Here is a 24,102-nt window from a genome sequence, read left to right on the forward strand (position 1 = left end):
CGCGTCGGGCGTCGCCCGCCCCTCCCCCTTCCTCAGGCTTCCACGGTCGCCTTGTAGGGGTTCGCCGCAGCCGGATGCAGTCGCGCCTCGATCGCCTCGTCGAGGGCCGCCCGGAAGTCGAGCCTTCCGGCGTTGACCGGCTCGAACACCTCAAAGCTGACCGAGCACGGATCGCCGCCGGGGAACGGCGGATCGGGATTGTACTGGATCGACAGCTGCGCCTGCTGCGAGGCCAGCTGCGCCTTCTCTTCCGCGTCCGGGCCGCCGGCCAGGTCGGTGACGATCGTCTGGACCATGAACAGCGACTCGTCGATCGACGACGAGATCCCCGCCCCGGTGATGCGGTTGCCGTCCTTGACCCACCGCGGGCAGCCGTTGACCACCGTCACCTTGGGGAACAGCTTCAGGCACTCGATGAAGCCCCAGTGGGTGGTGGCCTTGTAGCCGTCCAGCAAACCGGCCGAGGCCAGCAGCAGGCCGCCCGTGCACACCGAGACCACGTAGCGCGCCTTACCGGCCCGATCGCTCAGGAAGTCCAGCAGCGCCTGGTCGCCGATGGCGTCCTGCAGGCCGTTTCCGCCACCGGGCACGAACAGCATGTCGATGTGCGGGGCGGCGTCGTACTCGTACTGCGCCACGACCTTCAGCACGCCCGAGGTCTGGATCGGGTCGGTCGTCGCCGCCACGGTCGCCACCTGGATCGTGCGGTCGATGACCTCGCCGTCGAAGAAGGCGAACACCTCGTGCGGGCCGGCGACGTCGAGGATGTCGACGCCCGGATAGAGCACGATGCCCACCGTGAACGGCGGCGCCGCCGGCGCGGTCATTGGGCCACCGCGATGAACGAGGCCGTCACGCCGGCCGGCTCGCCGTTGTGCGGCTTGGCCCGCACGATCGTGCCGACGATGGACGGAACCTGGTCCACGCCGTCCGGCCACATGTAGCCGGGCCAGCCGTAGTAGTCGTACTCCCAGCCGGCCGTCGGCGTGCCGTCACGGCCAAAGCCCCGGATGACGATGGTGGTCGGCCCCTCGCATTCGGGATCGACCGTTCCCTTCAGGTCCAGCACGTAGCCGCCGCCCATGTCGAGCGTGCCCACGACGGTGCGCGGCGTCGGGGTCTCGAAGGTGAACACCCCCTCGCCGAAGATCAGGCTGAGCGCCGTCTGGGCGTTGTCGCCCACCAGCTCGGGATTGTTCAGGTAGCTGCGATAGGTCCACTTGCCGGCCAGGCTCATCGGGATCCTCCCCGTCCAGGTTTCGCGTCAGGTGTTCAGGCGCGCCTCAGTTGGCGTTGATGACGATGTCCAGCACCTGCGGCGTGGCGGTCGTCGCGCCGGCGTCGGCGTGGTGGGCGTGCGGCGTCTCGGTCAGCAGCGGCTTGCCCGACAGGCGCACGAGCCGGATGTTCAGCCCCGACGGCGCGGCCGCCTCCAGCGTGCCCCGGGCCTTGGCCAGCTTGGCCAGGGGCGGCGACAGCGGCACGGTGAAGGTCACCGGCCGGGTGACCAGGTGTCGGCCGAACATCGACAGCGTGGTCACGAAGCCCGGCGACGCGGGGGTCACCGGCTGGCCTTCGGGCGTGTTGAGCACCACCGCCAGGTCGCCGCCGTGCTCGAAGGGCGGCAGGTCGACGGTGATCGTCGCCAGGAGGCTGGTTCCCTCGGGCTTGGCGGCCTGGGCCAGGACGGCGGCCGGCACGGCGACGTCGCCGGCGCCCAGGCTGGTCCCGGTCGGCGTCTTCAGCTTGGCGGCGTAGCGCGTCGGCGCGGCCGCGGCCTTCAGCTTGGGCGCGCCCAGCTTGGGCACGACGTTCTCGCCCGAGCCGGGCTCGTAGTCGTAATCGAACTCGCCGATCGTCTGGTAGGCCTTGGCCTTCTGCTTCTCGGGCGGCAGCGGCGCGCCGCCGGCGTCGGTGAAGAACAGGAACGGTTCGGACTGCCACCGCACCAGGTCGCCCTTGGGGTCGACATAGCTGGGATTGTCGGCCGGCAGGGTCGGATAGCCGAAGCCCTGCTGCTTGCGGGTCCACACATCCCAGATGCGGTCGATATTGGCGTGGTGCAGGAAGAACAGCGGGTCCACCGGCGACAGGTTCGACTGCATGAAGCCGTCGCCGTAGGTCGTGTTGCCCTGGTCGTCGGTCCAGATGCCGCCGACGCAGTTGTGCACCTTGTTGTGCGGCTGGCCTTCCATCACGCCGAAGCCGGTGATGCTGCTGTGATAGTTCGACTTGGGGCTGGCGAAGCCGATGAAGTCGCGCGGCGACAGGGCGTCGTTCAGCATCCACGACGACACGGCGTTGTTGGTGATGGTGTCGAAGCCCGGGTTCTGGGGCGTCGAGCCGCGGGCGTTGGGCGGCGCGAAGAACATCGGCCCGCCCTTGGGTCCGATGTCGAACAGCAGGTCGGCCGGGAAGCGCAGGCCGCGGATCAGCAGCTGCTGGTTCTGGGCCTGGCTTAGGCCCGCCCAGAACTTCTCGAGCACCGGCCCGAAGGCCTTGTTGAAGGCGTCCAGGCTCTGGATGTAGGCGGAATTGTTGGGGTTCAGCACGCCCTCGAACATCGCCGCCGGCACCTTGGGGCTGGCGGTCCAGTCCCAATAGGGGAAGGCGAAGTCGGGGTCGCCGCTGAGCTGGCGCACGGTCTGCTCGAACCAGCCGACATAGCCGCGGTGCCAGACCACGAACCACCAGTTGCCGTGCGGGCAGTCGACCGTGTGGGTCAAAGCGTGATTGTACCAGTTGTTCGGATGCTCGGGCGGCAGCTTGAGCATGATCTCGACGGCCTTGGCGTAGCTGGCCAGCGCTTTCTGCCCCTGAGGGCTGGCGACATTCCAGCGCCGCCAGCGGGCCTTCTTCGGGGCGGCGGGCTGCGCCAGGACCTGGCCGGCGGCCATGGCCCCCGCGACGGCGGCGGCGCCCGCCATCAGGTCGCGGCGCGACGGAGCGGAGAACAGGCGAGAGGCGGCGGGATCCTGGGTCATGGCGAGGACTCTCTTTTTCGGATCATGGAGACGCGCCGGCGCGAGCCCGGCGAAACGCGGAAAGCCGAGCGGCGCGACCCCGAAGGGCCGCGCCGGGCAGGTCGTCAGTGGTGGCCGTGGGAGACGCCGCCTGCGCCGTCGGGCAGCACGATCTGGACGTTCTGCATCATGCCCTGGTCCTCGTGGTCGAGGATGTGGCAGTGCAGGACGTACTCGCCGATGTAGCGCTGGTAGCGGGTCCGGACGATCAGGGTGTAGGGCAGGTAGGGACCGTTGTCGGTCTTCTGCACGCTCTTGACCCACAGGGTGTCCTTCCACGCGCCCTTCAGGCCCGGATATTGCGGGTCGGGCGGACCGGGGCCGAAGTCGTCGACCGCGCCGGGCGCGCTGACGTCCTTGCCGGCCGGATCCAGGATCTTGACGATCTGGAACGGGTTCACGTGGATGTGGAACGGGTGGCTGACGAACTCCGAACGCAGCTCCCACTCCTGGGCCGTGCCCAGCACCAGGGTGCGGTCGACGCGGTCGGGGGCGTAGGGACGCGGGGCGTAGTCCTGCGAGCCGACCTCGAACTGCACCGGCATGTTGGTGTTCTGGCCGGGAATGGCGATGTTGAAGAGCACCTTCTCGGTCTCCGAGCCCTTGATCTCGGCCTCGGTGATGGTCGGGTGCGGCACGAAGCGGGTCAGCTTCAGGCCGTTGCGCAGGTCGGCGACGACGCTGGCGCGCACGTCCGGCGGCATCTGCACGTTGGCTGCAGCCACCAGCTCGTTGGTGACGAAGGCCGGGATGTCCTTGACCTCCTGGCCCGGCGTGACGCTGACCTTGCCCAAGAGGCGCGTGCCGACCGCGATGCTGTTGACCGTGGCGCTGGGCGCGGTGTCGGCGTCGAGCATGCAGTAGTTGCCCGCCTTGGGGAAAACCACCAGCAGATCGTTGCGATAGCCCGGCTGCAAGGTGACCACCGTGGCCTTGCGGGCCTGGGCGTCGGTCAGGCCGTCGTCGGCGACCACATAGAAGGGGACCGGCTCGCCGATGCAGTAGGTCTTCTGGAAGGCCGGGCCGTCGGCCGCCGCCAGGCGCTCCATGGCCGCGGGACCGCCGTCGGCCATCTTCACGAACTGCAACGAGATGGTGTCGCGCACGCCGGCGTGGATCATCCGCCAGCGGGCCAGCTCGCCCTGCTTTGCCGGCAGGGTGGCCAGCACCTGGCCGTTGATGCTGGTGTAGCGACCCGACTGCCCCCAGCTGCCCGGCCCGAAGCCGTTGCCGTTGGCGTCGCTGTAGAACTCGATCACGCCGGTGTCGCCCGGATCGCAGACCCACTCGACCACGTTGCCCTTGGCGTCGGTCTTGACCTTGATGTTCCCGTCCTTGCCCAGGCACGCGTACTGGATCTGCTGGAACACCAGCAGCTTCTCGGGGATCGGGGCCCCGTTCTTGTAGAGCAGGGTGTCGAGGTCGCCGTTGGTCGCCAGGGTCGGCTTGCGGTCGCCCTTGATGACCAGGGCCCCGGCCATGCCGCTGGAGACCTGCAGCGCCGTCGAGCCGTGGCGGTGGGTGTGGTACCAGAAGGTGCCGGCCGGATGGTCGCGGGGGATGTTGTATTCGTACTCGAACTTCACCCCGGGATTAATCGACAGCAGCACGTTGTCGCTGTTGCCGGTGGGGCTGACCCACAGGCCGTGGCTGTGCAGGTTGGTGCCGTTGTAGCAGTGCGGCACGTTGATCAGCCAGTTGGGGTCGGTGCAGCTGGGATCGGCCGGCAGCCTGTTGTCCAGCGCCACCCGCACCGTCTCGCCCGGCCGCGTCAGGATCGTCGGCGCCACATAGGGCGTGGTCGGCGAGACGTCGGTGCCGTTGTAGCTGCGCAGGTGGACCTTGTCGTAGCGGCCGTTGGCGGGATTGTAGAGCCGCCCGTCGGTGTAGACGATGTTCAGCGCCAGGCGCTTGTCGGCGGTGATCGCCGCCGTCGACGGCGGGATGACATAGCTCTTGTCGCCCGAGGCCGTGCCGGTGATGGCCAGCAGGCTGGTGGTCGCCTTCTGGGCCGTTTCCTCGAGCGGCGCGCCGAGAACGCGGGGGTTGTCGACGATCCGGTCCTGCGCCAGGGCAGACCCCGCCTGCACGGCGATCGCGGCCAGCGCCGCCCCTACCGCCAACATCACGCGCCCATCGCGCGCGCGCCAACCAGCACCGCTCATCGCAGCCTCCCCGAACAACGTTCCCCGAGGCTACATACTACCTAAGCGATACTACAGGTGAAGGCTAAATTTTTGTGATCTTTCGCACACGCAGCAGGCTCAACGCCAGGCGTAGTTGAAGCTGACGCTGATCCGCTGCTCCTCGGCCTGGTTGGGCGTCACCTCGTGGCGCAGCCAGCTCTCCCACATCAGGATCGTGCCCGGCTCGGGCTGCACGTAGACGAACGGTTGCAGGCTCTCGGGCGCGTCTTCCTGGCGGGTCGGCGCGGCCATCATCATCGGCAGCCGCGGATCCTCGAACTTCAGCGCCGAGGCGCCGTCCGGAATGGTGACGTAGACCGTACCGGAGATCACGCTGTGCGGATGGATGTGGCCGGTGTGCTGGCCGCCCGGATCCAGAATGTTGATCCAGAAACTGTCCATCACCAGCTTGCCGCCGGCCAGGTCGAAGCGAAGGTCCTTGGCGAAGGCCGCCGCGTGCTTGTCGAGCTTCTTCTTCAGCTCGGCGAACAGGCTGTCGCGCTGGGGCAGGTCGTCCAGCGAGGCGTAGGAGGTGTAGCCCAGATAGCCCTTGCGCTCGGCCCAGGCCTGGCCGGCCTCGTCGTCCTCGGCCACGGCGATGCAGGCGTCGTGCAGGTCGTCGATGAAGGTCTCGAAGTCCTTCTCGCCGGACAGGGCGGCTTCATAGAGCGGGGTGACGAAGAGCGAGCGCGTGGTCATGGAGCGGGGTCATACAGGCGGCCGGCGTTGACGACAAACGGCGATTGGAACATCATGGGAACATGACCGTGAGCCTCACCATCCCAGCTGCGCTCGCCGCCCGCCTCAAAGCGGCCGCCGAAGCCGAGGGCAAGGACGTCGACACCTATGCGATCGACGCGCTTCACGTGATGTCCGACGAGGACTGGGGATATACCGACGACGACGCCTACTGGCGTGAACTACGTGCTCAAGCAGACCAAACTCTGCGCGAAGGCGGTATTCCTTTCGAGGACGTTCAGCGTTGGGTCGCATCCTGGGACACCGAAGAGGAACTGCCGCCGCCAGAGCCAAAGGTCAAAGCGCGCGGATGAGATCCATCGAGTTCGATCAGCGCGCCAAGCGTGACCTTATGAAGTTGCGCCGATGGCTCGTGAGCCGAGCCCCATCGGCGGCCGATCGCGCCATTGACGTCATCATGAAAAGCGTTGGCTCGCTCGCGGAGTTTCCGGACCGTGGCCGGCGCAAAGGTCATGGCATGCGCGAGCTTTACATTCCCTTCGGCGCGCATGGCTACGTCGTGCAATATCGACAGCAAGGCCAGGCGGTGGTCATCGCGCGCATCCGACACAGCCTCGAACGTCGCTGACTCCGCCGGACTCGCCTATATCTGCCTCGTGACCGACATCACCGCCGACATCCCCTCCCCCGCCGAACCGCCGAAGCTCGCCGGCGCCGCCCTGATTAAGGACGAGGTCACGCGCCTGCCTGACGCGCCTGGCGTCTACCGGATGATCGGCGAGGCCGACGAGGTGCTCTACGTCGGCAAGGCCAAGAGCCTGAAGAAGCGCGTGGTGCAGTACGCGCAGGGCCGTTTCCACACCAACCGCATCGCCCACATGGTCGACGCCACGCGGTCCATGGAGTTCGTCACCACCCGCACCGAAGCCGACGCCCTGCTGCTCGAGATCAACCTGATCAAGCAGCTGAAGCCGCGCTTCAACGTGCTGCTGCGCGACGACAAGAGCTTTCCCGAGATCCTCATACGCCGCGACCACGACGCCGCCCAGCTTCGCAAGCACCGCGGCGCCCATACGACCAAGGGCGACTATTTCGGACCGTTCGCCAGCGCCTGGGCGGTGAACCGCACGCTCAACACCCTGCAAAAGGCCTTTCTTCTCCGCTCGTGCAGCGACAGCGTCTACGAGACGCGCGACCGGCCCTGCATGCTGCACCAGATCAAGCGCTGCGCCGCGCCCTGCACCGGCCTGATCAGCCTGGAGGACTACGCTGGCCTGGTCGACCAGGCCGAGGCTTTCCTGCGGGGCAAGTCCCGCGCGGTCATGGCGTCGATGGCCAAGCAGATGGAAGACGCCGCCGAAGAGCTGGAGTTCGAGCGCGCCGCCCGCCTGCGCGACCGCATCCGCGCCCTGGCCGCCGTCGCCCAGGAAAGCCAGATCAACCCCGAGACCGTGGAAGAGGCCGACGTCGTCGCCCTGCACGTCGAGGGCGGCCAGGCCTGCGTGCAGGTGTTCTTCTTCCGGGCGGGCCAGAACTGGGGCAACCACGCCTACTTCCCCCGCATCACCGGCGCGGCCGAGGATGAGGAGGAAGGCGTCACCGAGGAGCAGCGGGTCATCACCGCGTTCCTGGGCCAGTTCTACGACGACAAGCCGATCCCGCGCCTGATCCTGGCCAACGTCCAGCCGGCCGACGCCGACCTCCTGAGCGAGGCCTTCGCGCTGAAGAGCGGCCGCAAGGTCGAGATCGCCGTGCCCAAGCGCGGCGAAAAGGCCGACCTGGTCGGCCACGCCCTGACCAACGCCCGCGAGGCCCTGGGTCGCCGCATGGCCGAGGGCAGCGCCCAGACCAAGCTGCTGGCCGGCGTGGCCGAGGCCTTCAGGCTGGACGCTCCGCCCGAGCGGATCGAGGTCTACGACAACAGCCACATCCAGGGCACCAACGCCGTGGGCGGCATGATCGTGGCGGGCCCCGAAGGCTTCATGAAGGGCCAGTATCGCAAGTTCAACATCCGCTCGACCGAGCTCACGCCGGGCGACGACTACGGCATGATGAAGGAGGTGCTGAAGCGCCGCTTCTCGCGCCTGGTCAAGGAAGAGGAAGAAGGCGACGACGCCAACCGCCCCGACCTCGTCCTGGTCGATGGCGGCAAGGGCCAGCTGGACGCGGCGCTGGAGATCATGGCCGACCTGGGCGTCGACGACATCACGGTCATCGGCGTCGCCAAGGGTCCAGACCGTGACGCCGGCCTGGAGCGCTTCTTCATTCCCGGCCAGACGCCGTTCATGCTCGAGCCCAAGTCGCCGGTCCTCTACTATCTGCAACGCCTGCGCGACGAGGCCCACCGCTTCGCCATCGGCGCCCACCGCACCCGCCGCAGCATGGACCTGAAGAAGAACCCGCTCGACGAGATCGAGGGCGTGGGTCCAGGCCGCAAGAAGGCCCTGCTGCACGCCTTCGGCTCGGCCAAGGGCGTAGGCCGGGCCAGCATCGAGGACCTGGTCAAGGTCGACGGCGTCAGCCAGGCCCTGGCCGAGCGCATCCACGCCTTCTTCCGCAAGGGCTGATCCCTACTCAAAACGAGCCCCGCGCGATTGACAACATCGGTCGCCGAACGGCAACCTCAGGCCGCTCTGGAAAAGCATTCAACCTGCCACGTGGCGCGACTAACGCGCCGCGCCGGAGCCGTTTGGGGGAAACATCGCCATGACCATTCTGCCGTTCCTGCGGGGCCGCGGCTTCGCGCGCCCGCTCGCCCAGGCCTGCCCAGACACCTACGCCGACACCGACGCGCCCCAGCCGATCCCGCGCGAACTGTCGGTGATCCGCCTGCCGGCCGACCACTACCTGCACCGCGACGCCCCCACCGAGTGGTGGTGGCACATCGGCACGCTGAAAGCCGGCGATCGGGTGTTCGGCTTCGAGATCAACGCCGCCTCGTTCCAGGGCCGGGGCTTCGGCTTCTCGCAGATCATGCTGACCGACGTCGCGACCCAGAAGCACTACCAGCGCACCACCACCTTCACCCCGCCCGCCGGCTATGATCCGGCGACCTGGGCCGAGCACGACGTCAACCGCGACTGGCGCGTGCGGCTGGGCGACCCCAACAGCCGGCTGACCGCGATCAAGGTGACCAATCCGGGCTCGGGCTACGATCCTGTCGCCACCACGGTCACCGTGACCGGCGGCGGCGGATCGCAGGCCATCGCCTGGCCGCTGATCGACCCGGCAACCGGCGCGATCCTGTCGATCCAGCTGACCAATCCGGGCCGCGGCTACAGCTCGCCGCCGCACATCGTCATCAACGGCAAGGGCTCGGGCGCCGCCGCAGAGGCCGTGCACACCTTCATCACCATGGACGCCGCCTGGGGCGACCCCACGCAGAACATGGCCGTCGTCACCAAGCTGACCGACGACGCCACCGACACCGAGATCGTCTTCGACCTGACCATGTCGCAGAAGGGCGCGCCGTTCGTGGTCTGGGGCACCGGCGTCACCCAGATCCTGCCGCCGGCCAGCGGCTCGCACCTGCAGACCGGCAACTACTACTACTCGCTGACCAACATCGCCGCCTCGGGCACGATCACCATCGACGGCGAGATCTTCGAGGTCGAGGGCAAGACCTGGATGGACCACGAATACGGTTTATTCGGCACCGCCCAGAACCCGGTGAAGTGGATCCTGCAGAACGCCCAGCTCGACAACGGCTGGTCGCTGTCGAACCACTACGTGCTGGCCGGCGGCAACCAGCGGCCAAATCCCGGCGAGCCGGTCGTCTGCGAGGTCACCCTGCAGGACCCGGAAGGCCAGATGTACGTCGTCCCCGGCGTCATGACCGCCGAGCGCCCGTGGACCAGCCCGGCCTCCGGCGTGGTCTATTATCTCGACTACCAGCTCGACATCGCCGGATTCGACGCGGTGCTGAACTTCAAGGCCCTGCTGGCCGACCAGGAGTTCCCGCTGCCGAAGGGCTCGATCTACGAGGGGATCGCCTCGGCCGAGGGCAGCTTCCAGGGCAAGCCGGCCAGCGGGACCGGCTGGATCGAGCAGGCGCTCTGAGGCCAACGGGCATGGCGCGGGGCGCGCGCCAAGGTTAAGCTTGGACATGTCCTCGCCCGCCGTCGCCGCGTCCCCCTTCCCGCCCGTCGCCTGGACCCACCACGGCAACCACGACTGGACCGGGCGCGGCCCAGGCGGCGAGGACCTGAGCTTCGCCGGCGCCCGCTCGGGCCTGTTCGACGGCCGACGCAACAGCGGGCGTGGCGGGAACGTGATGTCCCTGACGGTGCAGGGCCTGCGCCCGGCCCGACTGACCGCCGAGAGCGCCTATGACCGCCTGGCCAAGGACATCGGCTACGCCGTCGAGCCCCAGACCGGCGACGCCGAGTTCGACCGCCGCATCTACCTGAACACCGCCGACCAGCACCTGATCGCCGCTCTGCGCCAGCGGCCCGAGCTGCGCCGCGCGGTGCTGGACCTGTTCGACGCCGGCGCCGCCCAGGTCGACATCGCCTTCAGCCGCGTCACCATGACCATGGCCGGCGCGCTGCGGCCCGACCGCGACGACGGCCAGCACGACATGGCGACCGCCGGCCAGGCCCTCTGTGCCTTCGTCAAGCTCTGGCCCGGCCCGGGCGACGGTCCCGCCCCGGCGCCGTCCTGGTTCGACCGGCGGATTTTCGGCCTGGCCTGGGCCCTGCTGGCGGGCGGCGCGATCTTCGCGGCCCATCACGACAGCGAGCAGCTTTGGGCCCGCCAGATCGAAACCTACGCCCAGGTGGACTGGCTAGGCATGGCGGTCTGGCTGGCGGTCGCCGTGGGCCCCTACATCCTGCTCGGCGCCCGGCGGGCCTCGTCGCACCGCACGCTGCTGGTCGTCGGCCTGGTCGCGCTCTGCCTGCTGCCGTTCAGCAAGGAACTGCTGCAATTGCGCGCCAATAAGTGGCTGACGCGCGCCGAGGCCGTCGTCCCGGCCCAGCTGACCGACCTGCGCCAGGACACCGACGGCCTGCACCGCGACGGCTACGAGGCCGTGATCATGATCGACGACCGGCCGTCCGAATGGGAGCTGTCGCCGCAGGAGGGCCGGCTCGCGGCGGAGGGGCGGCTGTGCGTCGCCGGGGTGGTGGCCATCGGCCTGCGCGACCTGCGCTATATCAGGACCGTGCGCACGTGGGCCTGCCGCTCGGGCCAGGGCGCCAAGCCCTAGAAGTCGTTGCTCCAGCGCTGCACCGAGGCCAGCGGCAGCCAAGCCTCGAACACCAGGCCGTCGGGGCGGAAGTCGAAGCGCGAGCGGCCCTTCAGCTCGCGCTGGGTCAGGTTCTCGATCAGCCGCGCGCCGAAGCCGAACCGCTCGGGCTCGCTGACCGCCGGGCCGCCGCTCTCGCTCCAGGTCAGGCGCAGCTGCCGCGCGTCCTGGTCGAGGCTCCAGCGCAGGCTCACCCGCCCGTCGCCCACCGACAGCGCGCCGTACTTGGCGCTGTTGGTGGCCAGTTCGTGCAGCACCATCGACAGCGACACCGCCACGTGCGGGCTCAGCGCCACCTTCGGCCCCGAGGCGTCGATGCCCTCGCCGTGCGCCTTGACGCAGATCGCCGCCACGTCGGTCAGGTCGGCCTCGTTCCAGCCGGTGCGGGTCAGAAGGTCGTGCGCGGCCGAGAAAGCCACCAGCCGCTCGGTGAAGATCCGCACCTGGTCGGCGTCGAGCTTGGCGAAGGTCTGGCGGGCCAGCGACTGCACGGTGGCCAGATTGTTCTTCACGCGATGGTTCAGCTCGTTGATCATCACCGCCTGGCGCGCCTCTCGGGCCTCCAGCTCGTGCGAGGCGGCGACCAGGGCCTCGCGCACGACGGCGATCTCGGCCAGCCCGCCCCGCTTGTTCGGATCCAGCGGCCGTCCCTCGCCGATCGCGCCGGCGTCCTCCACGAGGCCCACGACCTCGCGGTTGATGCGATTGGCCAGGAACAGCGCCATGCCCACGCCCAGCAGCAGCAGCAGCGGAAAGATCGCCGCCGTGCCCCAGGCCGCCGCCACCCCCACCTTGGCGACGTCGGCGCGGGGGATGGCCACCACCAGCGTCCAGCCGGTGCGGGGCGAGCGGCTGTAGGCCACGCGGGTCTTCACGTTGTCCAGCGACACGCTCTTGCTGATCCCCTCGTTGGAGCGGGCCAGGTTGCGGGTCATGTCCGGCGAGGCGCTGGCCCCGGTGAAGCGCTCGTTGCGCACCGAGCGGGCGATCACCTTGCGCTGGTTGTCGAGGATGGTGGCCACCCAGCTTTCGGGCGCGCGCTGCTGGCGGAACACCGAGGTGAAGCTGGCCGCCTCGACCACGTAGGACACGACATAGGCCTGCCCCTTGATGTCGACCGGCGCGCCGACGGTGATCACGTGGCGCTGGGCCAAAGCGCCCATGCGCAGGTCCGACACCTGGGTGCGGCCGGCCGCGCGGGCGGCGACCATGTAGGCCGGCGGCGGGGTCTTGGGCAGGGCCGCGCCCCACGGAACCAGGGTGTTGACCACCTGCTGGCCGTCGGCGGCGGTCACCGCCACCCAGCCGGGCCGGTTGCCGGTGGCCCGCTTGGCCCGGACGTAGAAGTTCTTCCAGTCGCCGTTCAGCAGCGCCTGGTCGGTGGCCAGGGTCTCGGCCACGGCCACGCCCTCGGCCACCTGCCGGTCGACCGCGCCCGACAGCGCCCGCGCGGTGGCCAGCAGTTGCTCTTCCAGCTGGTCGCGGTTCTGGCGGTTGGAGCGTTCGAGCAGCAGCGCCGTGGCGGCCAGCGCCGGCACCAGCAGGCTGACGGTCAGCAGCACCAGGAGGCCGCGGACCGAGCTGCGCAGGCCCCGGTGTGATCCGGCCGGGGTCTCGGAAGGGTTGGACGCCATGGGCGGATTTACGCGGCGGCGGCCAGGAGGTTGCGGACAGCCCCTTGGATCGCGCCGTTCGTCAGCCCCGCCATGCCCATGCTCCCCTGCCCGTATGACGCGACCTTACGCGATGCGTCGGCCCTGTCACCCGGTAAGAAACCAGCGTTATTCGCCTTACGCCTCAGTGCGCGTCTTCAGCAGCACCAGGGCCACGAAGCTGATCGCCGCGGCGACCGCCAGGTAGATCCCGACCGGAACCAGCCCGCCCTGCGCCGCCAGGAAGGTGGCGGCCATGGGCGTCAGGCCGCCGCCGATGATGCCGCCGATATTGAAGGCCATCGAGGCGCCGGTGTAGCGCACCCGGGCCGGGAACAGCTCGGGCAGCCACGAGCCCAGCGGGCCGTAGACGAAGCCCATGGCGAACAGGGCCAGCGACAGGAAGGCGCAGATCAGGGCCAGCGAGCCGGCGCCCATCATCACCGGTAGCAGCACCCCGGCGCCCACGGTCATGGCGCAGCCGGCCATCAGCACCCGGCGCGGGGTCGTGGCGTCCGACCAGTAGCCCGAGGCGACGATGCCGCCGGCCATGAACAGGATGGCGAACAGCTGCACGCCCAGGAACAGCTGGCGGTCATAGCCCAGGGTCTTGGCGCCGTAGCCCAGCGCGAAGGCCGTGCTCAGGTAGAACAGCGCAAAGCAGCAGACGACAGCAAAGGTGCCGCCCAGGGTTTCCTTCCAGTGGCGCTTGAGCAGTTCGGCCAGCGGCACGGCCGGGGGCGGCTCGTGGGCCAGCGCCGCGGCGAAGGCCGGGGTCTCGGTCAGCTTCAGCCGCACCCACAGGCCAAGGCCAACCAGCACCGCGCTGGCCAGGAACGGCAGGCGCCAGCCCCAGGCCATGAACTGTTCGGGGCTCAGCAGCAGGCCCAGGATCAGGAAGAGGCCGTTGGCGGCGATGAAGCCCACCGGCGCGCCCAACTGCGGGAACATGCCAAAGCGCGCCTTCCAACCGGGAGGGGCGTTCTCGACGGCCAGCAGCGCCGCCCCGCCCCACTCGCCGCCCAGGCCGAAGCCCTGGCCGAACCGCAGCACGCACAGCAGCGCCGGCGCCAGCCATCCGGCCATCTGGTAGGTCGGCAGGAAGGCGATCAGCAGGGTCGAGCCGCCCATCAGCATCAGCGACGCCACCAGGGTCGACTTGCGGCCGATGCGGTCGCCGAAGTGGCCGAAGGCGATCGCGCCCACCGGCCGGGCGAAGAACGCCACCGCCAGGCTGGCGTAGGACGCCAGGAGCTGCATCGAGGCCGAATGCGAGGGGAAGAACAGCGGCCCGAACACCAGCGAGGCGGCCGTGGCGTAGATGTAGAAGTCGTAGAACTCCACCGCCGTGCCCACCAGGCTGGCCATCAGCACGCGGCGGGAGGAATTGGCGGTCGGGTCGGCGCTGGCGGTCATTGGGGTCCTCGGGAATTAGCCACGGCTTGGCTTCCCACGACCGCCACGTCAACCATCACGCGGATAAAAATAGCTCGAAGCGTGCGAAATCACGCCTCAGTCAACGCATTTTCTTCCCGTGAACACCGTTTACGGAAAGAGGATTGCTCCGCCGCGCGTGCGGCGGGGCAATGTCCTCAGCGGGCCGAGAACCCGCCGTCCACCAGGTGGTAGCTGCCGGTGATGAACGAGGCGCGGTCCGACAGCAGGAAGCAGGTCAGGGCCGAAACCTCCTCGGGACGACCCAGGCGTCCGGCCGGGTGCAGGCCGATCAGGCCGGCGCGGGCCTCGTCGGTCATTTCCGAATGGATCAGCGGCGTCTCGATGAAGCCGGGGCCGACCGCGTTGATGCGCACGCCCTGCGGCGCGTACTCGATGGCCGCCGTCTTGGTCATGCCGACCACCGCGTGCTTGGACGCGACATAGGCGGCCGAGCCGGCCCAGCCGTGCGTGCCCAGGATCGAGGCCATGTTGACGATCGAACCGCCGCCGGCCGCCAGCATGGCCGGGATCTCGTATTTCATCGAATAGAGCACGCTGTTCATGTCGACATCGACCACGCGCTTCCACTGATCCAGCGGATAGTCGGCCGTGGGCAGGTTGGGCCCGCCGATGCCGGCGTTGTTCACCGCCAGGTGCAGCGCGCCGTAGGTGTCGACCGCGAACCTGACCATGGCCTCGACCTGGGCCGGGTCGGCGACGTCCACCTTGAAGGCGCTGGCCGAGCCGACTTCCGTCGCCAGCGCTTGCGCGGCGTCGAGGTTGAAGTCGGCGATCACCACCTTGGCGCCGCCGGCCGCCAGTTCGCGCACCACCGCCTCGCCGATGCCCGAGGCGCCGCCGGTGACCAGGGCGGCCTTGTTCGCGAATTCCGTGCTCATGAGGCTCTACTCCACTTGGTGTTACACTATACGCCCCGGGTTCTATCTGGGACCGACCGGTCCCCAGCGCCAGCACCACCGCCGCCCATTTTTCCCGCGACGCCTTACGTGTCCGCCGCCCTTGCGAGCCTTGGTGTTGAGTTCTAGGCAATCACGATGTGCACCGCTTTGACGCCGACCAAGGTCGGCTCGCTGGCCGCGGACCAGGCCGCCCTTCTCGACCGCGACGGCTATCTCCTGCTACGCGGCGCCATACCTGAGGCCTGGCGCGATCTTCTCCGCACCGCCTTCGACGCGGGCGTCGGGCCCAGCGAGCAATGGGCCGTCCCCAAGGCGCCCGGCTGGCGCCACGCCCTGGTCGACCTGGATCCGACCGTCCGCGAGACCTGCCGCCTGCCCACCCTGCTGGCAGTGGCGGGACATATGCTCGAAGGCCCGTTCTTCCTGGCCCAGGTCGAGGGCCGCGAGCCCCTGCCGGACGGCGGACATCAGCCCCTGCACCGAGACGGCGCGGGCCTGCGCGCCGTCTCGGCCATGGTCTTTCTCGACGACTACGGTCCGGGCAACGGCGCCACCCGCGTGGTCCGCCGCCCGCTCGACCAAGGCGATCCTGACGAGACCCTGTCCCAAACCCTGGCGGGCGAGGCCGGCGACATCCTGGTGTTCGACGCCGACCTGCTGCACGGCGCCACCCGCAACGTGTCCGGCGCCCGGCGGCGCTCGCTGCTGCTGAACTTCCTGCCCGAACGCGACCGGGCGGCCGAGAACGCCTTCCGCGTCGTCCGCAACGTGCGCATGGACAACGGCGAGGTCTTCACCCCGTAAGGAAACAGGCTTGGCCGCAACCGCGCATGCGCCATAGCCCTCTCCCGCGCTCATGCGTTAGAACGGCGCCATGAAAGCCCTGCCCAACATCCTGACCTCCGCCCGCCTGGTCATCGCCCTCTTCATGTTCGTGGCCCTGGCGGCGGCCGCCGGCGGCGTGCCGTGGCTCAGCGAGCGCCTGACCGGCGACCAGCAGTTCTCACTGCAACGCTGGGCGTTCTGGGCTTTCGCGATCGCCGCCATCACCGACTTCTTCGACGGCTGGCTGGCCCGCAAGCTCGACGCGGTCAGCATCTGGGGCGCGATTCTCGACCCCATCGGCGACAAGATTCTGGTCTGCGGCGCCCTGCTAGGCCTGATGGCGCTGGGCCCCAACCCGCTGGTCATCCTGCCGGCGGGCCTGATCCTGTTCCGCGAGTTCGCCGTCAGCGCCCTGCGCGAGGTCGGCGCCGGCAAGGGCGTCAAGCTGCCCGTCACCCTGCTGGCCAAGTGGAAGACCACCCTGCAACTGGTGGCCATCGGCGGCGAACTGGTCGTGGTCTCCTGGGGCGCTTTCAACCTGCCGCAGGACCCGGCGATCATCGAGCCGGTTTCCTGGGCGGTCCACGGCCTGCTCGGCGTCGCCGCCATCGTCACCCTGATCACCGGCGCCCAGTACTGGGAAGCCGCCCGCAAGGCGCTGACCTGAGCGTCGCCGCAAATCCGACACACGCATAGGACGACCATCGTTCTCCCAACACCTGCGACGGGGGCGGTGCGATGCGTGGCGTGCTGTGGTCGTGCGTTGTGTTCCTGCTGGCGCTCGCGCCTCTGGCGGCGCGCGCCGAGGGGCGGCTGGTGGATTTCGAGGTCGCCTCCCGGCGCTTCGACGGCGCCAAGGTCGGGATCTCGCCGATCCGAAAGGTCGTCGCCTACCTGCCCGACGGCTACGAGGCGGGATCGCTGCGCTATCCGGTCCTCTACTTCCTGCCCAACCTGTTCGACGGCCATCGCGCCCTCTTCGATCGCGATGGGGCCAAGGCCGTGCTCGACCGGGCGATCGCCGACGGAACCGTCCCGCCGCTGATCCTGGTCAGCGCCGACTTTTCCACCCCGGCCGGCAGTTCGTTCTACGCGACCTCGCCGGTGACCGGCGACTGGACGGGCTTTCTGTCGAAGGACCTGGTGGCCGCCGTCGATGGCCGCTTCCGCACCCTGCCCGTCCCCGCCTCGCGCGGCCTGCTGGGCGACCGCATGGGCGGCTACGGCGCGATCCGCACGGCCATGGTGGCGCCGGGCGTGTTCAGTTCGGTCTACGCCCTGCATCCGGTCGGCACGGGCGTCGGCCTCCAGACCATGCACTCGCGGCCCAACTTCGAGCGGCTGGCCGCGGCCCGGTCGCTCGACGACCTGGGCGACGACGGTTTCTCGCGCGTGTTCCTCGGGATGTACCAGGCCTTCCTGCCCAATCCGGACAAGCCTCCGTTCTATGCCGACCTGCCCGCCAGCGGCCGGGGCGAGAGCCTCGCGACCGACCCTGTCCTGACCGGGAAGCTACAGAACGCCTTCCTGCTCGACCGCCTGCTGCCGGCCCATGCGACCGACCTGAAAAGCCTGCGCGGCCTGATGTTCGACTGGGGCCGCTTCGACGGCAACGCCGACCACGTGGTCGCCAACCGCGCCTTCGCCGGCCTGCTGGAAGAGTTCGGCGTCCCCAACGAGGCCGAGGAGTATCGCGGCTGGTGGGGCGAACGTCACTGGACGCCCGGCGGCCGCGTCGAGGCCCGCGCCCTGCCGTTCTTCGGACGCACGCTGGCGTTCGATTAAGCCCCTTTAAGTCGGCTTTGCCGAAGTGGCCCGAAGGGCCGGAGGGGGCTGCGGCGCCCTACTCGCCCGCGATGATCTCGCCCTCGTCCTCCTCGGACGGCCCGTACATCAGCCACTCGCTGTCGGGGCGGTCTTCGCCGCCGGCTCGTTCGGCCTGCATCATCAGGGCCAGCCAGCGGGTCCCCGTCATCCGCAACACCATGATCGCCTCCAGGACTCAAGGTCGTTATTGAGAGTGACTCGCAATATCGACCTGATCAAGGCGATTTTGACGCTTAGGGTTCCCTACCTAGAAGCGAGACGTCGCCGCGGGTTCCCCTTAGAAGCGCGCGGTCGCCGCGCGACGCGCCATCAGCACCCGCTCGCGCCGGCGCGAAGCCTCGCGCTCGAGGTGCGGAGCAACTTCGGCCGCCCGGCGGCGTTCCTCGGGCGTCCCGCTGACATCCAGGCGGCGCACATTGCTCAGCAGTTGCGCCAGTTCCGTGTCCTTCAGATTGGGAATACGGTCGATCAGCGTCATGGTCTCGCTCCGCTCAAATCCAGCGATGTTGATAACCAAAACGCGCGAAGAGCTTCGAAGGTCACGCTTGCAGGCCAAAAAATAAAATCCCGATATATCGCTTGCATGTAAATTGGCGACCGACTAGAAGATCCCCATCGAATTCGCTGCCGCTCGATCTGCTATTCCATGCTTCTTGATGAAGAAGCTCCGGGCCAGCCTCCGACCTCCAACGAAATTGATCGCTTCCCGGCGCGCGCCGCGAGGCGCCTTGCACTACGATCTAAAGGACTACCCCAATGGCTATCGGCACCGTGAAATGGTTCAACGGCACCAAGGGCTTCGGCTTCATCCAGCCTGAAGACGGCGGCAACGACGTCTTCGTGCACATCTCGGCCGTCGAACGCGCCGGCATGACCTCGCTGAACGAAGGCCAGAAGGTCAGCTACGAGCTCGAGCAAGACCGCCGCAGCGGCAAGGTCTCGGCCGGTCAGCTGCAGTCGGCCTAATAGGCCCCGCTGCATAAGCGACCCGCGAACGGGCCGGCCCAGCGCCGGCCCGTTTTGCGTTTCGGCGTTCGGTTTTGAACAATCGCGCCATTGAGTGGACGCGGGACCCGGCCAAGCCTAGGTTCGCGCCGTTCGAACTTCGCCGGCCCCACATGCGTCCGATCCGTCTCGCCCTCGCCGCCCTCGCCCTGCTGGCCCTGGCCGCCTGCGGCTCGGTATCGCGCGACGCCTTCAAGGCCAGCGACCTGGCCGGCCCGCCGCCTTCGGGGCTTTCGGACATCCGCTTCAACGCCAGCGACGGCGCCGCCGGCATCCGCTTCGCCGACGCCGCCCGCAACCGCGCCCGCCACCAGCAGACCTTCGACGTCCTGGCCCTGTCCGGCGGCGGCTCCAACGGCGCCTATGGCGCGGGCGTCATCACCGGCTGGACCAAGACCGGCGAGCGACCCGAGTTCGACATCGTCACCGGCGTCTCGACCGGCGCCCTCACCGCCCCCTTCGCTTTCCTCGGCCCCACCTGGGACGCACGCCTGGCCGAGGTCTACACCGGCGACGCCGCCGACCGGATCCTTCAGCCGCGCGGCCTGGGCGTCCTCTTCCACCCCAGCTTCTACGACAGCCGGGCGCTGAGCGGCCTGGTCGACAAGTACGCCGACGCCAACATGATGCAGGCCATCGCCGCCGAGCACGCCCGCGGCCGCCGCCTGCTGATCGCCACCACCAACCTCGACACCGAGGAGACGGTGATCTGGGACATGGGCGCCATCGCCACCAAGGGCGACGAGGCCTCGCGCGAGCTGTTCCGCGACGTGCTGGTGGCCTCGGCCAGCATCCCCGGCGTCTTCCCGCCCGCCCTGATCCAGGTCGAGGGCCACGGCCGCCGGCTGTCGGAGATGCATGTCGACGGCGGGGTGACCATCCCGTTCTTCGTCGCGCCGGAGTCGCTCTTGCTATGGACCGCCGATCGCGGCACGGCCAAGCCGGGCCGGATCTTCGTCGTCGTCAACGGCCAGGTCGGCGGCGTCTTCGGCTTCACCAAGGGCGGGGCCCTGTCGATCGTCGGCCGTTCGTGGCAGACCATGAGCAAGGCGCTGATCCGCACCCACCTGGCCGCCAGCGCCAGCTTCGCCCAGCGCAACGGCGGCCAGCTGTTCTACAGCGCCATTCCCGACGCCGCCGAGGCCGACACCTCGGGCCTGGACTTCGCCGCCGACAACCGCAAGGCCCTTTACCGCATGGGCTACGACCGCGCCGTCGCCGGCTGGGCCTGGAGCCTGGCGGCCGCCCCCGCCGAGCCTCCACAGGTCGCCGCGCCGCCGGCCAAGAGCGGACGCTAAGCCACACCGCTAACAGCGCTTTTCCAGTCTCCCCGACTCTGGGGTTGCGCCCGCCTGACTCCGTCTCTAAAGGGGCGGCTTAACCTGCAAGATGGTCGACAGCGGGCGCGCGGATGTGCGCGACCGTGTCTTTGCGCGAGTTAGCCATGCCCAAACGTACCGACCTCTCCTCGATCCTGATCATCGGCGCTGGGCCCATCGTCATCGGTCAAGCCTGCGAGTTCGACTATTCGGGCGTCCAGGCCTGCAAGGCGCTGCGCGCCGAGGGCTACCGCATCATCCTGGTCAACTCGAACCCGGCCACGATCATGACCGATCCGGACGTGGCCGACGCGACCTACATCGAGCCGATCACCCCGGACATGGTCGCCAAGATCATCGAGAAGGAGCGCCCCGACGCCCTCCTTCCGACCATGGGCGGCCAGACGGCGCTGAACACCGCCCTCGCCCTCGAGGAAGCCGGCGTCCTGAAGAAGTTCGGCGTCGAGATGATCGGCGCCAAGGCCGAGGTCATCGACAAGGCCGAGGACCGCCAGAAGTTCCGCGACGCCATGGACAAGCTGGGCCTCGAGAGCCCGCGCTCCAAGGCCGCCCACACCATGGACGAAGCCATGGAAGGCCTCGATTTCGTCGGCCTGCCGGCGATCATCCGCCCGTCCTTCACCCTGGCCGGCACCGGCGGCGGCATCGCCTACAACCTCGAAGAGTTCAAGGAGATCGTCGAGCGCGGCCTCGACCTGTCGCCGACCACCGAGGTGCTCATCGAAGAGAGCGTGCTGGGCTGGAAGGAATACGAGATGGAAGTGGTCCGCGACACCGCGGACAACTGCATCATCGTCTGCTCGATCGAGAACATCGACCCGATGGGCGTCCACACCGGCGACTCGATCACCGTCGCCCCGGCCCTGACCCTGACGGACAAGGAATACCAGTGGATGCGCGCGGCCTCGATCGCCGTGCTGCGCGAGATCGGCGTCGAGACCGGCGGCTCGAACGTCCAGTTCGCCCTGAACCCGGATGACGGCCGCATGGTCGTCATCGAGATGAACCCGCGCGTGTCGCGCTCGTCGGCCCTGGCGTCCAAGGCCACCGGCTTCCCGATCGCCAAGGTCGCCGCGCGCCTGGCCGTCGGCTACACGCTCGACGAGCTGCAAAACGACATCACCGGCGGCGCCACCCCGGCCTCGTTCGAACCGTCGATCGACTACGTCGTCACCAAGATCCCGCGCTTCGCCTTTGAGAAGTATCCAGGCTCCGAACCCCTGCTGACCACGGCCATGAAGTCGGTCGGCGAAGTGATGGCCATCGGCCGCACCTTCAAGGAAAGCGTCCAGAAGGCCCTGCGCGGCCTGGAGACCGGTCTCGCCGGCTTCGACGAGGTGGAAATCCACGGCGCCGATGATCCCGACACCGGCAAGGCCGCCGTCGTCCGCGCCCTGGGCGTGCCGACCCCGGACCGCCTGCGCGTCATCGCCCAGGCCTTCCGCCACGGCCTGACCGTGGAAGAGGTCAACGCCGCTTGCAGCTACGAGCCGTGGTTCCTGCGCCAGATCGCCGAGATCGTCCGCCAGGAAGGCCTCGTGCGCGCCGGCGGCCTGCCCAAGACCGCCCAGGGCTTCCGCGAGCTGAAGGCCCAGGGCTTCTCCGACGCCCGCCTGGCCAAGCTGACCAACGGAACCGAGAAGGCCGTCCGCGCCGCCCGCCAGGCCCTGAACGTGCGCCCGGTGTTCAAGCGCATCGACAGCTGCGCCGGCGAGTTCCTGGCTTCGACGCCCTACATGTACTCGACCTACGAGTTCGGCGCCCTGGGCCAGGTCCCCGAGTGCGAAAGCGAACCGTCGGGCGCCAAGAAGGCCGTCATCCTCGGCGGCGGTCCCAACCGCATCGGCCAGGGCATCGAGTTCGACTACTGCTGCTGCCACGCCGCCTTCGCGCTCGACCAGATCGGCGTGGAGTCGATCATGGTCAACTGCAACCCCGAGACCGTCTCGACCGACTACGACACCTCCGACCGCCTGTATTTCGAGCCGCTGACGGCCGAGGACGTGCTGGAGCTGCTGCATGTCGAGATGAGCAACGGCGAGCTGGCCGGCGTCATCGTGCAGTTCGGCGGCCAGACCCCGCTGAAGCTGGCCCACGCCCTGGAAGAGGCCGGCGTGCCGATCCTGGGCACCAGCCCCGACGCCATCGACCTGGCCGAGGACCGCGAGCGCTTCCAGCAACTGCTGAACGGCCTCGACATCGCCCAGCCGGAAAACGCCATCGCCCGCAGCTGGGACGAGGCCCGCGCCGAAGGCGACAAGATCGGCTTCCCGTTCGTGATGCGCCCGTCCTACGTGCTGGGCGGCCGCGGCATGGAGATCATCCGTGATCACGAAGCCATGGAGCGCTACATCGCCGGCGCCGGCGAGATCTCGCTCGAACACCCGATCCTGCTCGACCACTATCTGAGCCGCGCCACCGAGGTGGACGTCGACGCCCTGTGCGACGGCGAGAGCGTCTTCGTCGCCGGCGTGCTGGAGCACATCGAGGAAGCCGGCGTCCACTCGGGCGACAGCGCCTGCTCGATGCCGCCCTTCTCGCTGAAGGCCGAGACGATCGAGGAGCTGAAGCGCCAGACCGTGCAGATGGCCCTGGCCCTCAACGTGCGCGGCCTGATGAACGTGCAGTTCGCCATCGAGGAGCCGCACTCGGACGCCCCGCGCATCTACGTGCTGGAAGTGAACCCGCGCGCCTCGCGCACCGTGCCGTTCGTCGCCAAGACCATTGGTCAGCCGGTGGCCGCCATCGCCGCCAAGCTGATGGCCGGCGCCAAGCTTGCCGAGTTCGGCCTGAAGGACGAGCCCTACGACCACATCGCGGTCAAGGAAGCCGTCTTCCCGTTCGCCCGCTTCGCTGGCGTCGACACGGTGCTCGGCCCGGAAATGCGCTCGACCGGCGAGGTCATGGGCCTCGACTGGATCCGTGAAGGCGAAACGGGCCTGGGCCCGGCCTTCGCCCGCGCCTTCGCCAAGAGCCAGCTTGGCGGCGGCGTGAAGCTGCCGACCTCGGGCACCGCGTTCGTGTCGGTCAAGGAAAGCGACCGTCCGTGGATCGTCGAGCCGGTGAAGCTGCTGCAAGCGGCCGGCTTCAAGGTGATCTCCACCGTCGGCACGCGCGGCTACCTCGCCGAGCAGGGCGTCGAGGTCGAACTGGTCAAGAAGGTGCTGGAAGGCCGCCCCAACATCGTCGACGTGATGAAGAACGGCGGCGTGCAGCTGGTGTTCAACACCACCGAAGGCAAGCAGGCCCTGGAGGACAGCTTCGACATCCGCCGCACGGCGCTGATGATGAAGGTGCCCTACTACACCACCAGCGCCGGCGCCCTGGCCGCCGCCCAGGCCATCGCCGGCGCCCCGGCCGAGTCCCTCGACGTGCGCCCGCTGCAAAGCTACGCGTAAAGCCAAGGCCTCGCCCTTGAAACGCAAGAAGCCGCCCGGAGCGATCCGGGCGGCTTTTTCTTAGTCCCCCTCCTGGGGGAGGCGGCCCGGAGGGCCGGAGGGGAAGTGTCTGATGAGCTCAGCACATCCCCCAACGTCAGCAATCCCTTCCCCCTCAGTCGCTCCGCGACAGCTCCCCCTTCAGGGGGAGCATCTTGAGGAAGGGCCGAACAGCGCGCGCACCGCCCCAAAACCCAAAGAAACCGCCCTTCCCGGCTGTCGCCATCTTGACACAGGCGTCACCCACGGCCATTTGCCGACTCAAGGATTTGCCACGCAGCTGATTTGACATCGATCGGGCCGCCAACGCACAGCGCGCGCCCTCTTTGAAACAGGATGTCATCCTCGCCGCGCCAGGTCCCAGCGGTCGCCGATCGAAAGATCGACGTTCATGAACGCCGCGCTCGAAGCCGCCGCCCTCCGCCCTTTTCGCGCGGAGCGTTACCCCGTGGCCTTTCGTGCGTTAGTTCACAGAACGTCGAAAATTTTTTCGCCGATCCTGC

At 68.7% G+C, this 24,102-nt stretch carries 21 protein-coding genes; 11 read left to right on the forward strand and 10 right to left on the reverse strand.

Translation table 11 applies throughout. The annotated features are described in order from the left end of the window. Positions 1–32 precede the first annotated feature (32 nt). The 5 genes from SGCZBJ_RS16330 to SGCZBJ_RS16350 all read right to left on the reverse strand — a co-directional run bounded on the left by SGCZBJ_RS16330 (position 33) and on the right by SGCZBJ_RS16350 (position 5,908). The gene (locus SGCZBJ_RS16330; RefSeq protein ID WP_101719045.1) at positions 33–827 is read right to left on the reverse strand and encodes a DJ-1/PfpI family protein; all 795 of its coding nucleotides are present in this window, start codon (positions 825–827) and stop codon (positions 33–35) included. Then, positions 824–1,237, reverse strand: coding sequence for a hypothetical protein (locus SGCZBJ_RS16335; protein ID WP_101719046.1), 414 nt, complete (start codon positions 1,235–1,237; stop codon positions 824–826). Before SGCZBJ_RS16335 ends, SGCZBJ_RS16330 begins: the two co-directional genes overlap by 4 nt. 46 nt (positions 1,238–1,283) lie before the next feature. After that, on the reverse strand, positions 1,284–2,984 hold the full coding sequence (locus SGCZBJ_RS16340; RefSeq protein ID WP_101719047.1) for a tyrosinase family protein: 1,701 nt from the start codon (positions 2,982–2,984) through the stop codon (positions 1,284–1,286). Between the two features lie 104 nt (positions 2,985–3,088). Beyond that, complete coding sequence (locus tag SGCZBJ_RS16345) at positions 3,089–5,188, reverse strand: multicopper oxidase family protein (RefSeq protein WP_165799343.1); 2,100 nt, start codon at positions 5,186–5,188, stop codon at positions 3,089–3,091. A 99-nt stretch (positions 5,189–5,287) separates the two neighbouring features. Then, entirely contained in the window at positions 5,288–5,908 is a 621-nt protein-coding gene (locus SGCZBJ_RS16350) for a TIGR02466 family protein (RefSeq protein ID WP_101719049.1), read from the reverse strand. A gap of 62 nt (positions 5,909–5,970) precedes the next feature. On the opposite strand from SGCZBJ_RS16350, the gene SGCZBJ_RS16355 reads away from it, so the two are divergent. From SGCZBJ_RS16355 to SGCZBJ_RS16375, 5 genes are all read left to right on the forward strand, one after another. Next, on the forward strand, positions 5,971–6,261 hold the full coding sequence (locus SGCZBJ_RS16355; RefSeq protein WP_101719050.1) for an antitoxin: 291 nt from the start codon (positions 5,971–5,973) through the stop codon (positions 6,259–6,261). Beyond that, positions 6,258–6,536 (forward strand): type II toxin-antitoxin system RelE/ParE family toxin, encoded by a 279-nt coding sequence (locus SGCZBJ_RS16360; RefSeq protein WP_101719051.1) that lies wholly within the window; start codon positions 6,258–6,260, stop codon positions 6,534–6,536. Before SGCZBJ_RS16355 ends, SGCZBJ_RS16360 begins: the two co-directional genes overlap by 4 nt. A 19-nt stretch (positions 6,537–6,555) precedes the next feature. After that, positions 6,556–8,475, forward strand: a complete 1,920-nt coding sequence (gene uvrC, locus SGCZBJ_RS16365; protein WP_420808167.1) for an excinuclease ABC subunit UvrC — start codon at positions 6,556–6,558, stop codon at positions 8,473–8,475. Positions 8,476–8,614: 139 nt separating this feature from the next. Further along, positions 8,615–9,967: a lipocalin-like domain-containing protein gene (locus SGCZBJ_RS16370; protein ID WP_101719053.1), complete on the forward strand. Its 1,353-nt coding sequence runs from the start codon at positions 8,615–8,617 to the stop codon at positions 9,965–9,967. A 46-nt stretch (positions 9,968–10,013) separates the two neighbouring features. Continuing rightward, positions 10,014–11,117, forward strand: coding sequence for a hypothetical protein (locus SGCZBJ_RS16375; RefSeq protein WP_101719054.1), 1,104 nt, complete (start codon positions 10,014–10,016; stop codon positions 11,115–11,117). On the opposite strand, the gene SGCZBJ_RS16380 is transcribed toward SGCZBJ_RS16375, so the two are convergent. The 3 genes from SGCZBJ_RS16380 to SGCZBJ_RS16390 form a co-directional block, all read right to left on the reverse strand. Next, entirely contained in the window at positions 11,114–12,790 is a 1,677-nt protein-coding gene (locus SGCZBJ_RS16380) for a sensor histidine kinase (protein ID WP_101719055.1), read from the reverse strand. The genes SGCZBJ_RS16375 and SGCZBJ_RS16380 overlap by 4 nt on opposite strands. 156 nt (positions 12,791–12,946) lie before the next feature. Next, a complete protein-coding gene (locus tag SGCZBJ_RS16385; protein WP_101719056.1) occupies positions 12,947–14,224 on the reverse strand; it encodes an MFS transporter in 1,278 nt (425 codons plus the stop codon). A 176-nt stretch (positions 14,225–14,400) separates the two neighbouring features. Then, positions 14,401–15,144, reverse strand: coding sequence for an SDR family NAD(P)-dependent oxidoreductase (locus SGCZBJ_RS16390; RefSeq protein ID WP_101719057.1), 744 nt, complete (start codon positions 15,142–15,144; stop codon positions 14,401–14,403). 156 nt (positions 15,145–15,300) lie between these two features. On the opposite strand from SGCZBJ_RS16390, the gene SGCZBJ_RS16395 reads away from it, so the two are divergent. The 3 genes from SGCZBJ_RS16395 (at position 15,301) to SGCZBJ_RS16405 (ending at position 17,775) form a co-directional block, all read left to right on the forward strand. After that, positions 15,301–15,969, forward strand: a complete 669-nt coding sequence (locus tag SGCZBJ_RS16395; protein WP_101719058.1) for a phytanoyl-CoA dioxygenase family protein — start codon at positions 15,301–15,303, stop codon at positions 15,967–15,969. Between the two features lie 70 nt (positions 15,970–16,039). Then, positions 16,040–16,657: a CDP-diacylglycerol--glycerol-3-phosphate 3-phosphatidyltransferase gene (pgsA, locus tag SGCZBJ_RS16400; RefSeq protein ID WP_101719059.1), complete on the forward strand. Its 618-nt coding sequence runs from the start codon at positions 16,040–16,042 to the stop codon at positions 16,655–16,657. Positions 16,658–16,728: 71 nt separating this feature from the next. Next, on the forward strand, positions 16,729–17,775 hold the full coding sequence (locus SGCZBJ_RS16405; protein WP_101719060.1) for an alpha/beta hydrolase-fold protein: 1,047 nt from the start codon (positions 16,729–16,731) through the stop codon (positions 17,773–17,775). A gap of 58 nt (positions 17,776–17,833) precedes the next feature. On the opposite strand, the gene SGCZBJ_RS25705 is transcribed toward SGCZBJ_RS16405, so the two are convergent. Then, positions 17,834–17,977, reverse strand: coding sequence for a hypothetical protein (locus SGCZBJ_RS25705; protein ID WP_165799344.1), 144 nt, complete (start codon positions 17,975–17,977; stop codon positions 17,834–17,836). Positions 17,978–18,094: 117 nt separating this feature from the next. Then, on the reverse strand, positions 18,095–18,295 hold the full coding sequence (locus tag SGCZBJ_RS16410; RefSeq protein WP_101719061.1) for a hypothetical protein: 201 nt from the start codon (positions 18,293–18,295) through the stop codon (positions 18,095–18,097). A gap of 278 nt (positions 18,296–18,573) precedes the next feature. Between SGCZBJ_RS16410 and SGCZBJ_RS16415 the strand changes: the two genes are divergently transcribed. The 3 genes from SGCZBJ_RS16415 (at position 18,574) to carB (ending at position 23,560) form a co-directional block, all read left to right on the forward strand. Further along, positions 18,574–18,783, forward strand: a complete 210-nt coding sequence (locus SGCZBJ_RS16415; protein WP_058346787.1) for a cold-shock protein — start codon at positions 18,574–18,576, stop codon at positions 18,781–18,783. A gap of 152 nt (positions 18,784–18,935) precedes the next feature. Continuing rightward, a complete protein-coding gene (locus tag SGCZBJ_RS16420; protein WP_101719062.1) occupies positions 18,936–20,120 on the forward strand; it encodes a patatin-like phospholipase family protein in 1,185 nt (394 codons plus the stop codon). A 146-nt stretch (positions 20,121–20,266) separates the two neighbouring features. Beyond that, complete coding sequence (gene carB / locus SGCZBJ_RS16425) at positions 20,267–23,560, forward strand: carbamoyl-phosphate synthase large subunit (RefSeq protein WP_101719063.1); 3,294 nt, start codon at positions 20,267–20,269, stop codon at positions 23,558–23,560. Positions 23,561–24,102 lie beyond the last annotated feature (542 nt).

The organism is Caulobacter zeae (genome assembly GCF_002858925.1).
Taxonomy (GTDB): domain Bacteria; phylum Pseudomonadota; class Alphaproteobacteria; order Caulobacterales; family Caulobacteraceae; genus Caulobacter; species Caulobacter zeae.

Bases quoted from the DNA above. Each gene is read 5' to 3' on its own strand.
- pgsA (WP_101719059.1), top strand. From the start codon at position 16,040: ATGAAAGCCCTGCCCAACATCCTGACCTCCGCCCGCCTGGTCATCGCC.
- SGCZBJ_RS16335 (WP_101719046.1), bottom strand. From the start codon at position 1,237: ATGAGCCTGGCCGGCAAGTGGACCTATCGCAGCTACCTGAACAATCCC.
- SGCZBJ_RS16395 (WP_101719058.1), top strand. From the start codon at position 15,301: ATGTGCACCGCTTTGACGCCGACCAAGGTCGGCTCGCTGGCCGCGGAC.
- carB (WP_101719063.1), top strand. From the start codon at position 20,267: ATGCCCAAACGTACCGACCTCTCCTCGATCCTGATCATCGGCGCTGGG.
- SGCZBJ_RS16360 (WP_101719051.1), top strand. From the start codon at position 6,258: ATGAGATCCATCGAGTTCGATCAGCGCGCCAAGCGTGACCTTATGAAG.
- SGCZBJ_RS16340 (WP_101719047.1), bottom strand. From the start codon at position 2,984: ATGACCCAGGATCCCGCCGCCTCTCGCCTGTTCTCCGCTCCGTCGCGC.
- SGCZBJ_RS16390 (WP_101719057.1), bottom strand. From the start codon at position 15,144: ATGAGCACGGAATTCGCGAACAAGGCCGCCCTGGTCACCGGCGGCGCC.
- SGCZBJ_RS16370 (WP_101719053.1), top strand. From the start codon at position 8,615: ATGACCATTCTGCCGTTCCTGCGGGGCCGCGGCTTCGCGCGCCCGCTC.
- SGCZBJ_RS16330 (WP_101719045.1), bottom strand. From the start codon at position 827: ATGACCGCGCCGGCGGCGCCGCCGTTCACGGTGGGCATCGTGCTCTAT.
- SGCZBJ_RS16420 (WP_101719062.1), top strand. From the start codon at position 18,936: ATGCGTCCGATCCGTCTCGCCCTCGCCGCCCTCGCCCTGCTGGCCCTG.
- SGCZBJ_RS16415 (WP_058346787.1), top strand. From the start codon at position 18,574: ATGGCTATCGGCACCGTGAAATGGTTCAACGGCACCAAGGGCTTCGGC.
- SGCZBJ_RS16385 (WP_101719056.1), bottom strand. From the start codon at position 14,224: ATGACCGCCAGCGCCGACCCGACCGCCAATTCCTCCCGCCGCGTGCTG.
- SGCZBJ_RS16380 (WP_101719055.1), bottom strand. From the start codon at position 12,790: ATGGCGTCCAACCCTTCCGAGACCCCGGCCGGATCACACCGGGGCCTG.
- SGCZBJ_RS16355 (WP_101719050.1), top strand. From the start codon at position 5,971: ATGACCGTGAGCCTCACCATCCCAGCTGCGCTCGCCGCCCGCCTCAAA.
- SGCZBJ_RS25705 (WP_165799344.1), bottom strand. From the start codon at position 17,977: ATGGTGTTGCGGATGACGGGGACCCGCTGGCTGGCCCTGATGATGCAG.
- SGCZBJ_RS16350 (WP_101719049.1), bottom strand. From the start codon at position 5,908: ATGACCACGCGCTCGCTCTTCGTCACCCCGCTCTATGAAGCCGCCCTG.
- SGCZBJ_RS16405 (WP_101719060.1), top strand. From the start codon at position 16,729: ATGCGTGGCGTGCTGTGGTCGTGCGTTGTGTTCCTGCTGGCGCTCGCG.
- SGCZBJ_RS16375 (WP_101719054.1), top strand. From the start codon at position 10,014: ATGTCCTCGCCCGCCGTCGCCGCGTCCCCCTTCCCGCCCGTCGCCTGG.
- SGCZBJ_RS16410 (WP_101719061.1), bottom strand. From the start codon at position 18,295: ATGACGCTGATCGACCGTATTCCCAATCTGAAGGACACGGAACTGGCG.
- SGCZBJ_RS16345 (WP_165799343.1), bottom strand. From the start codon at position 5,188: ATGAGCGGTGCTGGTTGGCGCGCGCGCGATGGGCGCGTGATGTTGGCG.